The sequence below is a fragment of the Pseudothermotoga hypogea DSM 11164 = NBRC 106472 genome (assembly GCF_000816145.1).
GTDB classification, from domain to species: Bacteria; Thermotogota; Thermotogae; order Thermotogales; family DSM-5069; genus Pseudothermotoga_A; species Pseudothermotoga_A hypogea.
Genome location: NZ_CP007141.1, coordinates 1,374,209 through 1,387,965 on the forward strand (window position 1 = coordinate 1,374,209; position 13,757 = coordinate 1,387,965).

Sequence of the window (13,757 nt, forward strand, 5' to 3'; positions counted from 1 at the left end):
TCACACCTCTATGTTGAAGAATCTTCGCGCGACCATGCCGATGAAGAACGAAATGACAGCAACGCCCATGCTGATCGAAAGCATCTCGAGAAAGTTCTTTTTGAAATTCTCCTCCTTCACCACAGAGACAAAAAACGTGAAGATCAATATGACGAGAACGGCATTCGCGATCGTCCAGTACAGCGACACCATGGGTCGATCCAGCACCATGTACGGAAAGACCAGAAACAGGACCGTGATCAGATAAGCAATTCCCGTGTACAGTGCGGATCTGAGAGGCTTTTTGTTTCCACCCTCAGATTTGCGAGAGAGATAGTCCGAAGCTGACATCGAAAGGGCCGCAGCCAGACCCGTGATGATGCCAGAGAGTGCCACGATCTTGGAATTTCGGATTGCGAGCGTCAACCCAGCGAGCGCACCCGTCAGCTCAACGAGCGCATCGTTCAGGCCCAGCACCATCGAACCTATGTACTCGATCCTTTCTTCGTCTATGAGTTTTAACAACGCCTTCTCGTGTTCTTCCTCGTCACTCAGGATTTCTGTCTGCTCGAGCGCTTTATAACTCTTCTGCGCCTTTTCTTCGTTCTGTTCCATCAACTTGAGCGCGAACGTTATACCCAGCAATTTAGCGAGAAAGAGATAGAAGATCACCCTCCACCAGCTCGGTGCAACATCGATTTGCGTGAGTATTTTCAACTTCTTGTAGTGGCTCAGCTCGTCTTTGGCGATCTTGGACAGAACTTCCGAGTTCTTCTTGTCCATTTTGGCGAGTTTCGTGTACACTATGTATTCGGTCATCTCTGCCTTTTGCATTTTGAGCAAGATGCGTTGATCTTTCTTCAAGCTCTTCCCCTCCGATTCAAATTCTAATCCAAAACCTTGCTTCGCCCAACGAACAAAAGATTCGTGGAGCCAAACATGAGCCTTTCCTCGAATATAACAAATGGTTTCGCTACATTTTTGTGCTAAAATCTAATAGGGGTGATGAGATGCCAGAATTCGTTAATCCGTTCAGTGGAAAGGTTCCAGAAAGGAAACTCACGCTTTCTGAACTCATCCGTGCGATAAGACTGAGCGTTGCCGCTGAGCACGAAGCGGTGCATCAGTACATGGCGATTGCAGATGCGACGGATCATCCTCTGGCGAAGAAGGTGCTCATCGACATAGCGAACGAAGAGAGAGTCCACATCGGCGAGTTCACAAAACTTTTGGATATCCTCACCAAGGATGAATCCAAGTTCATGGAAGAAGGTTTCAAAGAAGTTGAAGAACTCATGTCCGAGGGTGACGATGAAGAACCGACTATAGGTTCACTGAAAGAAGGTGACTGACATGGCGAACAGGTATCTGATGCAGGAAGATGCCCCGATAAGTGCAGAGCTTTGGAAACTGCTGAACGATGTGATGGTAGATCTGGCAAAGACGAACCTGACAGGCAGAAAACTCCTCAACATGATCGGTCCTCTCGGATTCGGAGTCAAGCAGGTTTCTCTTGGTGATGTGAAGATCGATGAGGGAGTCTTCGCTCCCAAGAGCTTGCCACTGTACTACGTTCACAGAACGTTCGAACTCTCCATGAGAGACATCGCCGCGTTCGAATCGGAAAAGGTCACGCTCGATCTGACCAGTTTCAGGAAAGCCGTGCTCGAATGTCTCGAATTCGAAGAGAAGCTGATCTTCCACGGTCTGGCAGATCAGAAAGGATTGTTGAACCTCGACGAGGCCGTTCAGCTGAACATGGGCGAGTGGAGCAAGATCGGTCAGGCTGCGGAAGATGTGATCGAAGCGATCACGAAGCTCGACGAGTCAGGTTTTCACGGCCCATACTTACTCGCACTCTCGCCGGACAGATACAACAAGCTGATGAGAAGATACGAGAGCGGTAATCAGACCGAACTGGAACACGTTTCCATGATGGTCAAAAAGATCTACAAGGCACCCGCGTTGAAGAATGCCGGGGTGTTGATCTGTGATTCACCTTTCTACGCTTCGCTGATAGTCGGTCAGGATCTGTCGATAGGTTTCATAGGTCCGAAAGACCACATGTTGGAGTTCTCCGTGTCTGAAAGCATCGCGTTGCTTGTCAGAGAGCCGAAATCCGTGTGCGTGCTGAGGGGCTGATCAGCCCCTCTTTCTCTTTGTGAGAGTCTTCAAGAGCGCGATCACGTCATCACGCATTTTCTTGAAATCTTCGATCATCCTGCCTGATTCGAGTCTGGAGTTACTCAATTTAGCGATTGCCAGAGCGATCTGCGTTGGGTCTTCTTTCGCGCAGAATCCTTCGTACTTTGGAAAGTAACGTTCGAAAAACCTTCTGCTCTTGGAACTGTTCAGGGAAACGAAGGGTGAACCTACAAGACAAGCCAGAAGACAACCGTGGAAGCGTTGGGAAACAACAAGCGAAGAACGCAGAATTTCCTTCATTGATTCGTTCGAGATTGAAAGGCCGTATTTGCGAGCCATCTTTTCGCATGCTGGTCGATCCTGTGGACTGAGAGGAACAAGGATGGTCTCAAAGCCGTACAATTTTGCCGTTTCGATGACGATATCGAGTTTCAGTTCGCTCTTCAAACAGAGACTTATCTTCTTTTGCTTCTCACAGTTCGGCAAGCGTTCGATCGCTCCGATCGCAAGGTCCGTTCCAAGCGATGCGTTCTTCGCTCCAACGATTCTGGCGTACCTGTAACTCACCTCGTCGCGAGCGATGAAGAAGACATTCTTTTTGCTGAGAAGAAACCTCACCACGCATTTGGAAAGCTTGTGCTTCAGAGGACCCAGACTGTTCGCTAAGAGCAGCACAGGTTTTCGAAACATCAGGCTGGTCAGAACGATGGAAGCGTAATAGAGCAAGCTCTTCACGCTCGTTTGATCTTGTAGGATGCCACCACCGCCGCACACGATCACATCGCTTTTGGCGATCGCCATCAGGATCTTGAAAGGATTGAACCTGTCGATGGGGACAATTTGTGGTTGAGAAAAATCCCTCACTTTGTCCCTTTTCAGCAAGAGGTAGATCCTGTCGAAACGAGCTTCTTTGAGTAACCTGATGCTCTCTTCGCAGAGCAGTTCATCGCCAAGGTTGTCGTAACCGTAATAACCGAACAGCATCGCTCTCTTCAAGGAAAAACATCTCCTCAGCGAGAAGTATCAATTGGATTATACCGGAGGTGTTCACGTTTGATAAAGGTCCTGAACGATCGTGTGGTGGTCATCGGAGCGGAGGGTTCTTCGAACATCACAGGTGTGCTTGTGAAAAACAGCGTCATCGTTGTTGACACGTCGCTGTTCGCTGAGAAAGCACGTAAGGTGAAAGAACTGTTGGACGACTTCTTCAAAAAACCCATAGAGATGGTCGTGAACACACACTATCACCCGGACCATACCTTTGGAAACGTTGCATTCGAAGGAACGAAGATACTCGCGAGCGAGCTCACCAAGTCGTTCATGGAGGTTTTTGACGAGCGCTATCTATCAAAATTACCACCGATTGAAAAGATCGTCACGCCGAACTTCACCTTCGACGAAGAATACGAGGACAAGAATCTGTTCATCAAACGTCTTGGTGGACACACTCTCGATTCGTCCATCGTGTTCTTCAAACAGGAAAAACTTCTGGTCGCCGGTGATTTGATCTTCAACGGTTTTCACGCAGAGATCGTTGCGGACAGCGATTTGGACGAATGGCTCTCTGCTCTGAAGTTCATCGAAGACATGAGACCTGCCTGGATCGTACCTGGACACGGTGAAGTCGCAACCTTAGAGTGTCTCAAAGCGATGCAACGCTATTTGGTGAAAATGAAGAGACTACTCGATGGCGCTTTGAACCTTCACGACGCGATGTCGGACGAGAACTTTTCGAAGAGGAAGTTTCCGGAACTGTTCAGCTGGAGTTTGGAAAACCTTCTTCATCAGCGACGCAGCTGAAAGTATTCGTCAGTTTTCGCGTTGAGAATCAGGTTGTTGATCTTCAGGATTATTTTCTCTTCTTCCGAGGGACTAAGTATCTCGATCGATCTGAGTTGTGCGTCTTTCATCTCGAGCCTCACCTTTATGGGTTCCTGCAACTGCTGGGCCACGAACCTCGAGAACGTCAGAATAGCGTAATCACCTTCCGATCTCACGCTCACCAACGGTGTCTGCAACATCCTGAGGGCTGATTGGATCGCCTGCACGATGGAAGATATCGGAATCTCTAAGTTCTCAAAATCCTGAAAGCTTTCCGCACCAAAAACGAGTCGCTTGATTCGTGAAAAGTAAGCAAAAGATAGATTCGAAACGAAATCAGGTTTCTTCACAAGAAAATAAAAGTCCTCCAAGTTTCTCACCACGAGCAGGCCCGACATACGGAAAGGCTTGACACCGTCCAGTTTTATTTCCGCTGCGAGATCGAAATCCACTATGAAGTCTCTGACTCCGGCGAACTGCTCGACGAGTTCGAAGAGCAAACTCGTCGCAAAAGACAGTACGGTAAAGAGGATGAAGAACACGAAGAAAAATTTTCTCATATGCCGTTCGTTTCTCTTATCGAGTAGAGTCTCTGCCTCGGACTGACGATTTCCGTGATCCTCACACCGAAGTTCTCGTCTATGACGACCACTTCTCCGCGGGCGATCAGTTTGCCGTTGACCAGCACGTCGACAGGTTCACCAGTGAGCTTGTCCAGTTCTATGAGTGAACCTATGGTTAGGTCCATAACCTGTTTGAGCGTCATGCGTGCCCTGCCGAGCTCGACCACTACTTTCAAAGGCACATCGAAGAGCAATTCGAGCTTCTGCTGGATCTCAGACGGTTGTGGCGGAATCTGGGTCTCAGCGGGGCTGAATTCTTCGAACTTCGCTGGCTGAACCTTGACCTTTTCCTCTTCCTTTTCTTTCTTCGACGGAAAGAGTTTCTCATGAACATCTTTGATCGCCGTAAGCTGTGTGAGCAACCAGAGGCTTGAAGAAGAACTGTTCTCCATCTCCAGCTGGCACTCGACGCACACAAGAAGTTCTGTCGGATTGAAAATGGTACTGATGCTCTCGACATCGTCCACGAGCTTCACTTCGAGCTTTCCCAGAGAAACCTTTCCTTTCGCTTTCTCGGCGAGCAGGGTGATGCTCGCCCCCAGCATCTGGTTCAACGCTTCTGTCAGAGCACTGAGCTTTATCTCGTCCACGTTCTGATCGGTAACTTCACCCGATCCACCCATCATGAGATCGGCTATTTTCAACACCAAAGATGCCGGCATCGCGATGGACAAGTTCAGTTGCAAAGCATCGCTCAGTTTGACATCCGCAAGCACGATCTTCTCCTTGGACTTGGTAATGAAGTCCTTCAAAGACGTCTGTGTTATCTGAGCGGGTTTTATTCGAGTTTCTCTACCGACGATCATACCGAGCGCAGAAGAAGCCGGATCTAAAATGAGTGTGGCGATGGCCTCTATCATTTTCTTATCTTCTTCGGGCAAAGATTCTGAAAAGCTTTTCAACAACGCGTCGAGTTCATCCTGAGAGAGGAAGTCGCTCATTCTTTCACCTCCGGTTCAACGATCTTGGTGATCTTCACAGCCCTGTAGCCTTTGTAGGTCCCAGGTCTTGCCAAAAACTTAGCCTTGCCTTGAACGTGTACGGCGATGTCTTCATCTTTGTGGGACTTCAACCTGATCACGTCCCCCACTTCCAGTTCCAAGATCTCCCTCACCGTCAAGACAGCTTCACCGAGCACCGCATTCAGAACGACCTTCATCTGGCTCAGGTTTGCCGTCAGATCCTGCTGGATTTTCTCAGAAACCTGTTCCTTCTTTACCACCTTGAACCAGTTCCGGGAACTCAATCGGTCCATAAACGGTTCCATCAGAGACGAAGGCCAACATATGTTCATGAACCCTTCCGTCTTACCAACCGTGAGGAAGAGCGAAACAAGCAGTACCATCTCACTCGGTGGTGCTATCTGAACGAACTGCGGATTGTTCTCGACGCTCTCTATCGTCGGTGAGAAACCGAACACGTCGCTCCAAGCTTGTGCCAAATTCGCGAGAATGTTCATCAGCTCTTTTCTCATGATACTTATCTCTATCTCCGACGGTGGCCTCTTTATGTTTGGCATACCTGGTCCACCGAGTATCAGATCCAAGATCGTGTAGAACAGCTCGAGGTTCATTTCCAAAATGGCGTTTCCAACGAACTCAGGAGCTGAGAAAACAACTATGAACGCCGGTGCAGGGAGAGACCTTATGAACTCTTCGTAAGTGATCTGGTCTATGCTCGCCAAGTTTATGCTCACAAAACTTCTCACTCTACCGGAGAGGTACGTGGAGACGGACCGAGCGAAGTTTTCATGTATCATGTCGAACACGCGCACGTGTTCTTTCGAGAACTTGCTCGGCCTCTTGAAATCGTACAGCTTTACCTTTTTCTCTTCTCGCTTGATCTCTTCAGCCGAAAGCTCACCGGATTTCAGCGCCTGCAACAACCTGTCTATTTCGTCTTGACTGAGCACATCGGACAAGCTCCATCACCCCTCATTCGACGGAGCTGATAGCCTTTATGTACAGATACACCCCTATGACCCCGAGCCTTTCCCTTTCACCGGTGAATCCTGTCACTTCGTTCACCATGGCGCGTATTTGCTTTTTGAGCAGTTCTATGCCCGCGGCCGTGTTCAGTTCAGATCTTTCTTTGCTCAAGAAAATGAGCATGAGCCCGTCCATGATCATGTCCCTTCGTTCGCCGATCGCCGCACGACACGCATCACTCGCCACCGTGAGCGTCAAAGATTCTATGACGGCAACTTCTTTTCCACCCTTCAGCATGAAGGTGGTGTAGGTACCCGATTGGATGACCACCGCCTTGATCTCAGTGGGTGCAGGTTGGGTTGCTGTCTGCTGTTTCGGTTGTGTCAGATTCGAACCCAGCAACATGATCGTGGCGATGGTTGCTCCCACCGCGACGATCGCCGGCACGATTATCGACATCAGCAAACCGCCGATTCCCTTCTTTTTGGCTTCCTTAACCTCTTCATCCGCCATCTTGGATCACCTACTTCGCTCGTTCTCTCTTTATGAGTATATCTATCCTGCGGTAGACGTTTCTCAACTGGTTCAATCGGGCCTCGTAGCGTCTTTCGAGCTCGTTCAGCGAAGCTGTGTATTGCGAAGCCGATATCTCCCCAGCCTTGAAGCGTTCCAAGACCAAATTTCTCTCGATCTCGATCTCCTTTTGGAGTGCTTCTATCTCTTTTCTTATCGGCCAATCTCCCATACCTATAGGATAAAAACGCTGAGGATCGTAAAAATAATCTGGATCGAACCTTCCAGCCCTGACGTCGGCGAGCCTCTCGATGGATCTACGACGCTTCAACTCGTCCGTAAAGAATTGTATAACACTCGCAGCCCTCGCGCTACTCAGATGCCAGTTCGAAACGTAGATGGAATCCGCCGGAACAGGTCGATCGTCCGCATAACCGTAGACGTTGATCACGTTCATCGTGTGCTCGATCACTATGGCGCCTATCCTTCCGAGCAACTCCTTCGCTTCGACCGTGAGTTTCGCGCTCGCCGGTTCGAAGAACGCCATGTCCTGCATTATTATGACTGTTCCTTCGTCCTTTTCCTGTACGGTGATCTTGCCTTTGTATTCTTCGGCGATCCTCATGAGTTCTTCGTAGACACCGCGTTTCGACGTGATCAACGGTTCTTCGGCCAAGCTCTTGCCACCAGTCAGAACGCTCGGTGGTAAACCTGTGAGTGGTGATCTCAAACCCACAACGATCTGTTGGAACTTTCCAGGGCTTATCGTGGACATTGAGAACAAAAGCACGAAAAAAGTGAGCAGCAGGGTCACCATGTCACCGTAGGTGGTGAGCCAGCTGGCCTTCGGTGCCTCGTAACTTTTTTTCTTGCGAGGCATCAGGCAGCCTCCCTACCGAGGGATGCTTCGTACGCAGCCTTTTCCTCGTTGGTGAGGAACGATTTCAATTTTTCTTCCAAGACCCTCGGGTTTTCTCCAGCTTGAATAGAAAGCACTCCCTCGAGGATCATCTGTTTCTGCCTCAGGATCTTTATGGCCCTCCTTCCGAGTTTCTCACCCATGGGAAGAAAGACAGCGTTCGAAAGGATCGAGCCATAGAAGGTTGTGACCAAAGCCACCGACATGTTCGGACCTATGGTCTCGGGGTTGTTCAACGTTCTCAACATGCCTATGAGACCGATCAGTGTTCCAATCATTCCGTAGGCTGGCGCGAAAGCACCTGCCGAGTCCATCATCGCTTTGTTCGCCATGAGGTCTTCCTCGATTAAGTCCATCTCGGCCTCCATCATGCTCTTCAAAAGTTCTGGGTCTGTTCCATCGATAACCAACTGCAACGCCTTCTTCATGAACGGATCTTCGATCTCGTTCAGGTTCTCTTCCAGAGAAAGCAAACCTTCCCTCCTGGCCTTCTCCGAAAAAGACACGAGCGTTCTCACCAGTCCGATGTTGTCGATCTTGGGCTCTTTGAAAGTGGACATGATGACGCCCAAGATACGAAAACTCCTTTCTTTGGGATGAGAGGCGATCGTGGAGGCGAACGCGCCACCGATGGTTATGAAAACAGACGGTAGATCCAAAAACGCGCTCGGTGCAGATTTACCGATGAATATTCCAAAGAATATCATGCCGAAGGCCATCAGCACGCCGAGAATTGTCGATATGTCCACGCATCACCCCTCCCCTTCACGAGGGATGTATTTGATTAGATCGAGCACCGGGTAAGCCTGTCTCTTGTATTCTATCACCCGGCGAATGACTTCCTCGACGCTCTCCTGAACGATGTACTTCTTACCGTTGAACAGGGTTATGGTCGTGTCCGGTAAAGCTTCGACGGTCTCTATCATCTCAGCGTTGAGCACGAATCTTTGACCTTTAAGGCGCGTCAGCCAGATCATTCACCATCACCTTATCTTCTCAGCGCCACGAGTTCTCCAAGGATCGTATCGGCGGTCGTTATCACCCTCGCGTTCGCTTGGAAACCCCTCTGGGCGATGATCATCTTCGTGAACTCCTCTGCCAGATCGACGTTCGACATCTCTAACGCACCGGGAATGAGCGTGCCTCTTCCACCCGTTCCGGCGGCACCTATCTGCGCAAGACCGCTGTTCGCAGATGGCACATAGAGAGAATTACCGACTTCCGTCAAACCTGCGGGGTTGTTGAATATGGCGAGCGCCACTTGCCCAAGCAGGTCCGTCAAACCGTTACTGAAGGTCCCTATGATCTGTCCTGCTTCGTTGACCGCGAAAGACTGAAGCGTTCCAAGTGCGTTTCCATTCTGGTAGGTGAACGTGGCGCTGTTGGCACCGGCGAACTGCGTGAGCGCGGTCAAGTCCAAATCGATCGTCACCGTGCCATCACCCATGTGCGAAGCGTCGAACTGTATCGTGCGAAGTTCCGAATCGCTCACCTGGAAAGTTTGATTATTTTCGTCCCAGGTGATACCGTACAGGGTGCTCAGACGGCCGGATTCGTTGAAGTCAACCACACCACCAATGTAAGGTGTGTTGTTGTAGCTCGTTTGACCGTTCGCATCTATGTAAGTGATCGGTTCACCGCTCGCCGTGTAGACCCTCCAGATCCAAGCGTTTTTCATGTCATCGTACTGTCCGAGCCTGATGAACTCGATGTACAGTGAGTATGGATTTCCGAGCGTGTCGTAAACTTCGACGGCGGTGACGTAGCGTGGACTTTCGAAGCTCGCCGTGACGAAGTTGGAAGGACTGTCGGATTCGTAGAACCTCAGCTCACCGGAGGACGGGATGGAGATGGACGCACCGGGGGCAACAACGACTTCGTTCAATGGCAAAGACACGGTCGAGACGAACTCGACTGTGTAATTTTGACCGCTTGATATACCATCATCACTGATGGTGAATTGCCCATTGCTGACGTCCACGGGTCCTTCGAAGATGACTTGATCGTTGCTCTCATCTATCACCCTCACCCTGTAGGTTCCGTCTGGTGGGATGTCCAATGAGTTTGTTATGTCCGTATGTGTGATTTGATCATCGCTTGCAGGAGTGACGCCTGAGACTGTGTTTCGCCTGAAGTAGAGATAGACGTTGTAACTTCTTCCACTCACTATATCCGTATCGTTTATCGTCATCGTTCCACCGGTGGAAGTATTCTCTCCTTGGTAGATTATCCTACCGTTGCTGTCCGTCACCATGACGTAGTACGTACCGTTCGGCCGAGTAGCATCGTTTACACTTAAAGTCCCATTCACCGTTGCGTTGATTGTGTAAGAGGAGGTAGGATTAAGGGTGGAAAACAGATAATTTCCAGACTCCACCACCCTGCCGAACTGGTTCACGACGACGTAGCCTTCTCCTATCAAGGTGTTGCTCTCATCGTAGGCTCTCCAGGTGTAGCTCTGATTCTCCGTGAACGGACCGTTTTGCCTTGCAATATCTGCCTCAGTTCTTGAAAACACGAACCTCACGGTGTGTTGTTGACCGTTATCGTCCGTAACAGTCATTGCGAAAGGAAGTATGCCCGAAGTGGAGTTCAAATTACCCTCCATCCTCGCCAAGCTCGTCGCGTTCGCCGGCATCGTCATTCCCGCACTTATGACTATGTCCCCTATGGGTTGGTTCGTGTCTATGTAGCGCTGACCCGTGGTTGGATCTTGAACAGCTGTCCAACCTTGCACCTTCATACCCGTGGAAGAATGGATGAGCGTTCCGTTCATGTCCACATCGAGCGCACCTGCGCGCGTGTAGTAGTAACCTTGACCGTCGCTCAGTACAAAGAAACCATCTCCTTGGATCGCCAGATCGAGTTTTCTACCAGTGTTCTGGAAAGAACCTTGAGTCATGATCTTGTCCACCGTGGCGAGCTGTGAACCAAGGCCTATCTGTATTGGGTTCGTACCTCCGACGTTGTTCTGCGGAGCACGCGCGGCTTTGAGAGTCTGGAGCAGAGCGGTTTGAAAGGTGACGCGTGAACCTTTGAAACCCACAGTGTTGACGTTGGAGATGTTGTTACCTATCACGTCGAGCTCGTACTGGAAGTTCCTCATTCCAGAAACGCCACTGAACATTGAGCGCATCATGGCAGTTCACACCTCCTGTGAGATCTCGATGACGGAAGCCAAAGGATACTCTTTACCATTGACGTAGACGTAGATCTGGTTGTTTTTGAACTTCACAGATTCCACCACTCCAGCCTGAACACCTCCGATCAACACTTCACCGCTTTCAGTGATCTTGCTGACGGTATAGGTGTAGGTGCCGTCGGCTACGGGAAGCCCCGCATCGTTCCTCGCGTCCCACACGTAGGCGTGAGTTCCAGCGTCGAGAACACCACTCGTTGCCTGTTTGACCAGATTGCCGTTCGAATCGTAGATTCTCACCACAACTGGAGCTCTCTCATCGAGATCGAACACAATGCTCTCTGCACGCTGGTTGGCAACAGTGATCTGGTTCGACTGAACCACGACGTGTTTTCCTATCAACGAAGCGGCTTGGGCTTGTAAAGATCCCTGCTGGAGCTTCAGGAAATCTTGGATGGACTTGGTCATGTTGGTGATCTGTTCGAGCGTTGAAAACTGCGTGAGTTGGGCTATGAACTCTCTGTTCTCCATGGGTTCGAGAGGATTTTGGTTCTTCAGCTGTGTCACGAGCAAAAGCAGGAAAGCGTTCTTGTCGAGCTCTTTGCTCGCGGTTCTCTGGGAGGGAACATAAAGGCTCGAATAAGGATCAATCGCGTTGATCATCTTCATCACCCTCCTGTTCTTTTCTTCGGTGCTGCTGTTCATGCTGTGTGAATTGCTGGTTGTTTTCTCTTTCTTCGTTCGTCTGTTCCTGCTCGAACTTCGGGTTCATCCTCACTTCGATCTGTTCGACTTTGAAACCCAAACTCGAGAGTCTCGAGGCCAATTCCTTGGAGCTGTTCTCTATCATCTGTTTGGCTTCTTGCGTTGAAACTCTCATGAGGATCGTCAGTCTGTCCTGTTGTTTGACCAGTTCTATTTCGAGTTTTCCAAGTGAAGGTGGTGAGAGTTGAAGCTCTGCTCTCTCACTGAAGGTTTCTCTCATCTGTTTGATGGTCTCGACGATCGTTTGTAGATTCTGAGACCTCTGCTCTTGCTCCACCCTCACAACGATCTGATCGACGCTCTTGTGTTCGACTCTGACATGCTGGATCGATGGTTGTTCCTGCTCGTAAGCTCTCTTGGCGAGTTTGTTGTTCATGGTTTCTTTGAGTTGCTCAGTGCTTTGGAGTTTCTCGGTTCTTTGCTGAAGTGGTTCTTGTTCAACCTGCTTGACCTCTTTCGCGACCGTGAGTTTGAAGGTTTCTATCTTTATGGGCTCTCTCACCTTGATCGTTTCTGGCATTTCTCTCTTCAGATGTTTGAACTGCGTCGCTTCACTGCTGACCTCTTTGACGTAGCGAGAAAGGTTGTCCACGATCAATCTCACTTGTGCGGCGCTGAGAACGATCGCGGGTCCTGGCTGAGACATCGAAACGTTCTTGCTCGTCACATCAGCTTCGTTGTTCTTCACATCTTTGGTCTTGATCTCTATTTGCTGTGCAACCAACGCGATCTTCTGGCGGGATGGCGAGACCAGTTCTGGCTCGGTGGCGTCAGCCTCGAGGTTTTGAACCTTTGAAAGGATCGGTTTCAATTCCTCGTGTGTGGTTTCCTTCTTCAAAAATTGGAGTTGTTTTGACTCGAACCTTTGCTGAGTTTCGACGCTGTTCTTCAGCGGACTTCTGTTGAACTGAACCTGTATGGCTGAGCTCACGTTCGAAAGATTTTCCTGTGAGAACGTCACTTGCGCAGCTTGTGAAATCTGAGCGCCTTGAGATTGGGTGAGATTTTCGGACCTCGCGACGTTCTGGCTTTCTTGACTTTGAAGTCTGAAATTCGACGCACCATGCGAAGGTTTCACGTTGATGTTCGTCAGGTTTTTCTGCGCGGTTTCAACGACGGTTTCTCGTCTGTTTTGCTCTTCGCTCTTTGAAGCTGCTTGTTCGTTTTTCTGCGTTTGTATCAACAACGCGTCGTTCAAAACATTTTGGTTCTGTCCAGCTCGTTGCGTTGTTTGGTGAACGTCTTGAGCGCGTGAAAATTCACTGATCTGTGTGATTTGCTCACCTTGGTTCGTTTGCTTCACTGACGTAACGTTCGACACGTTCTGACTCTGCACAGATCGTTGTACTTGTCCTCTCTGATCGGTGCTTTGAGTGCGTGTGGATTCGTTGCCGTTCTGGACCAGTTGGTTCTGCTTCGAGACCGTGGCGTTCAAAATGTCTGGATTCGATACGAAATGTTGTGCCTTGGGGTGAACTTTTTGAACGTTCGCCGTGATGTCCTGTTCTGATTCGTTCTCACGTTTCTCAAAAGTTTTCGTTTCGATCGAGCTTGACTGACCTGTGGGGAGGTCCTTCTTGATCTGTGGTTCAGATTGGTTAGATTCTTCCTCGGGACCTTGGCTCGTGGGGAGGTCTTTCACAGGTACTTTCAAAGAGTGATCAACATCGTTCTGCATTTTTCCTTCGGCGGATTCGTCATTGGCTTTCTTTTCGATGGTGAGCGGGTTGAAGCCTTCGAGTGAAACTTTATTGATGTTCTGTGCGAGCTGGACGATACTTTGAGTCGAACTGGGAGCTTTCTGCAACGTGACGAAGCCTTCGGCTTGTTGGTTGAGTATTTTTTGTTGTACCATTTTCAAAACGTCTGCGAACGAGATGGATCCTTTCTTGACGAAGTTGTGTGTTTCGACGATCACTTGACCT

15 protein-coding genes are annotated in these 13,757 nt (G+C 49.6%); 3 read left to right on the forward strand and 12 right to left on the reverse strand.

The window, feature by feature from the left end; all coding sequences use genetic code 11:
* Positions 1-813, reverse strand: a complete 813-nt coding sequence (locus AJ81_RS06740) for a VIT1/CCC1 transporter family protein (RefSeq protein ID WP_031504477.1) — start codon at positions 811-813, stop codon at positions 1-3.
* Positions 814-989: 176 nt separating this feature from the next.
* Between AJ81_RS06740 and AJ81_RS06745 the strand changes: the two genes are divergently transcribed.
* Positions 990-1,331: a ferritin family protein gene (locus AJ81_RS06745; RefSeq protein WP_031504475.1), complete on the forward strand. Its 342-nt coding sequence runs from the start codon at positions 990-992 to the stop codon at positions 1,329-1,331.
* A gap of 1 nt (position 1,332) precedes the next feature.
* Positions 1,333-2,121 (forward strand): family 1 encapsulin nanocompartment shell protein, encoded by a 789-nt coding sequence (locus AJ81_RS06750; protein ID WP_031504473.1) that lies wholly within the window; start codon positions 1,333-1,335, stop codon positions 2,119-2,121.
* On the opposite strand, the gene AJ81_RS06755 is transcribed toward AJ81_RS06750, so the two are convergent.
* Complete coding sequence (locus AJ81_RS06755) at positions 2,122-3,120, reverse strand: polysaccharide pyruvyl transferase family protein (protein WP_031504471.1); 999 nt, start codon at positions 3,118-3,120, stop codon at positions 2,122-2,124.
* A gap of 57 nt (positions 3,121-3,177) precedes the next feature.
* Here AJ81_RS06755 and AJ81_RS06760 point away from each other — a divergent pair, with 57 nt between their 5' ends.
* On the forward strand, positions 3,178-3,924 hold the full coding sequence (locus AJ81_RS06760) for an MBL fold metallo-hydrolase (RefSeq protein WP_031504469.1): 747 nt from the start codon (positions 3,178-3,180) through the stop codon (positions 3,922-3,924).
* Here the strand turns inward: AJ81_RS06760 and AJ81_RS06765 are convergent.
* Genes AJ81_RS06765 through AJ81_RS06810 form a run of 10 tightly spaced genes read right to left on the reverse strand, consistent with a single transcriptional unit; the run spans position 3,909 to position 13,750 of the window.
* Positions 3,909-4,505: a hypothetical protein gene (locus tag AJ81_RS06765; protein ID WP_031504468.1), complete on the reverse strand. Its 597-nt coding sequence runs from the start codon at positions 4,503-4,505 to the stop codon at positions 3,909-3,911. The two genes, AJ81_RS06760 and AJ81_RS06765, sit on opposite strands and share 16 nt — an antisense overlap.
* Entirely contained in the window at positions 4,502-5,509 is a 1,008-nt protein-coding gene (fliN, locus tag AJ81_RS06770; protein WP_031504466.1) for a flagellar motor switch protein FliN, read from the reverse strand. The genes AJ81_RS06765 and fliN overlap by 4 nt, the downstream gene beginning before the upstream one ends.
* Positions 5,506-6,489, reverse strand: coding sequence for a flagellar motor switch protein FliM (gene fliM, locus AJ81_RS06775; protein ID WP_031504464.1), 984 nt, complete (start codon positions 6,487-6,489; stop codon positions 5,506-5,508). The genes fliN and fliM overlap by 4 nt, the downstream gene beginning before the upstream one ends.
* Before the next feature lie 13 nt (positions 6,490-6,502).
* Entirely contained in the window at positions 6,503-7,009 is a 507-nt protein-coding gene (locus AJ81_RS06780) for a flagellar basal body-associated FliL family protein (protein ID WP_031504462.1), read from the reverse strand.
* A 10-nt stretch (positions 7,010-7,019) separates the two neighbouring features.
* Positions 7,020-7,889 carry a flagellar motor protein MotB gene (locus AJ81_RS06785; RefSeq protein WP_031504460.1) on the reverse strand — a complete coding sequence of 290 codons (870 nt, stop codon included), beginning with the start codon at positions 7,887-7,889 and terminating at the stop codon, positions 7,020-7,022.
* Positions 7,889-8,677, reverse strand: coding sequence for a motility protein A (locus AJ81_RS06790; protein ID WP_031504458.1), 789 nt, complete (start codon positions 8,675-8,677; stop codon positions 7,889-7,891). Before AJ81_RS06790 ends, AJ81_RS06785 begins: the two co-directional genes overlap by 1 nt.
* Positions 8,678-8,680: 3 nt before the next feature.
* Complete coding sequence (locus AJ81_RS06795) at positions 8,681-8,905, reverse strand: flagellar FlbD family protein (protein WP_031504457.1); 225 nt, start codon at positions 8,903-8,905, stop codon at positions 8,681-8,683.
* 11 nt (positions 8,906-8,916) lie between these two features.
* On the reverse strand, positions 8,917-11,067 hold the full coding sequence (locus AJ81_RS06800) for a flagellar hook-basal body complex protein (protein ID WP_031504455.1): 2,151 nt from the start codon (positions 11,065-11,067) through the stop codon (positions 8,917-8,919).
* Between the two features lie 6 nt (positions 11,068-11,073).
* Positions 11,074-11,730, reverse strand: a complete 657-nt coding sequence (locus tag AJ81_RS06805; protein ID WP_031504453.1) for a flagellar hook assembly protein FlgD — start codon at positions 11,728-11,730, stop codon at positions 11,074-11,076.
* Positions 11,714-13,750 (reverse strand): flagellar hook-length control protein FliK, encoded by a 2,037-nt coding sequence (locus AJ81_RS06810; protein ID WP_144316859.1) that lies wholly within the window; start codon positions 13,748-13,750, stop codon positions 11,714-11,716. Before AJ81_RS06810 ends, AJ81_RS06805 begins: the two co-directional genes overlap by 17 nt.
* Between the last annotated feature and the right edge of the window lie 7 nt (positions 13,751-13,757).

Bases quoted from the DNA above. Each gene is read 5' to 3' on its own strand.
- AJ81_RS06740 (WP_031504477.1), bottom strand. From the start codon at position 813: ATGCAAAAGGCAGAGATGACCGAATACATAGTGTACACGAAACTCGCC.
- AJ81_RS06745 (WP_031504475.1), top strand. From the start codon at position 990: ATGCCAGAATTCGTTAATCCGTTCAGTGGAAAGGTTCCAGAAAGGAAA.
- AJ81_RS06750 (WP_031504473.1), top strand. From the start codon at position 1,333: ATGGCGAACAGGTATCTGATGCAGGAAGATGCCCCGATAAGTGCAGAG.
- AJ81_RS06765 (WP_031504468.1), bottom strand. From the start codon at position 4,505: ATGAGAAAATTTTTCTTCGTGTTCTTCATCCTCTTTACCGTACTGTCT.
- fliN (WP_031504466.1), bottom strand. From the start codon at position 5,509: ATGAGCGACTTCCTCTCTCAGGATGAACTCGACGCGTTGTTGAAAAGC.
- AJ81_RS06780 (WP_031504462.1), bottom strand. From the start codon at position 7,009: ATGGCGGATGAAGAGGTTAAGGAAGCCAAAAAGAAGGGAATCGGCGGT.
- AJ81_RS06785 (WP_031504460.1), bottom strand. From the start codon at position 7,889: ATGCCTCGCAAGAAAAAAAGTTACGAGGCACCGAAGGCCAGCTGGCTC.
- AJ81_RS06795 (WP_031504457.1), bottom strand. From the start codon at position 8,905: ATGATCTGGCTGACGCGCCTTAAAGGTCAAAGATTCGTGCTCAACGCT.
- AJ81_RS06800 (WP_031504455.1), bottom strand. From the start codon at position 11,067: ATGATGCGCTCAATGTTCAGTGGCGTTTCTGGAATGAGGAACTTCCAG.
- AJ81_RS06805 (WP_031504453.1), bottom strand. From the start codon at position 11,730: ATGATCAACGCGATTGATCCTTATTCGAGCCTTTATGTTCCCTCCCAG.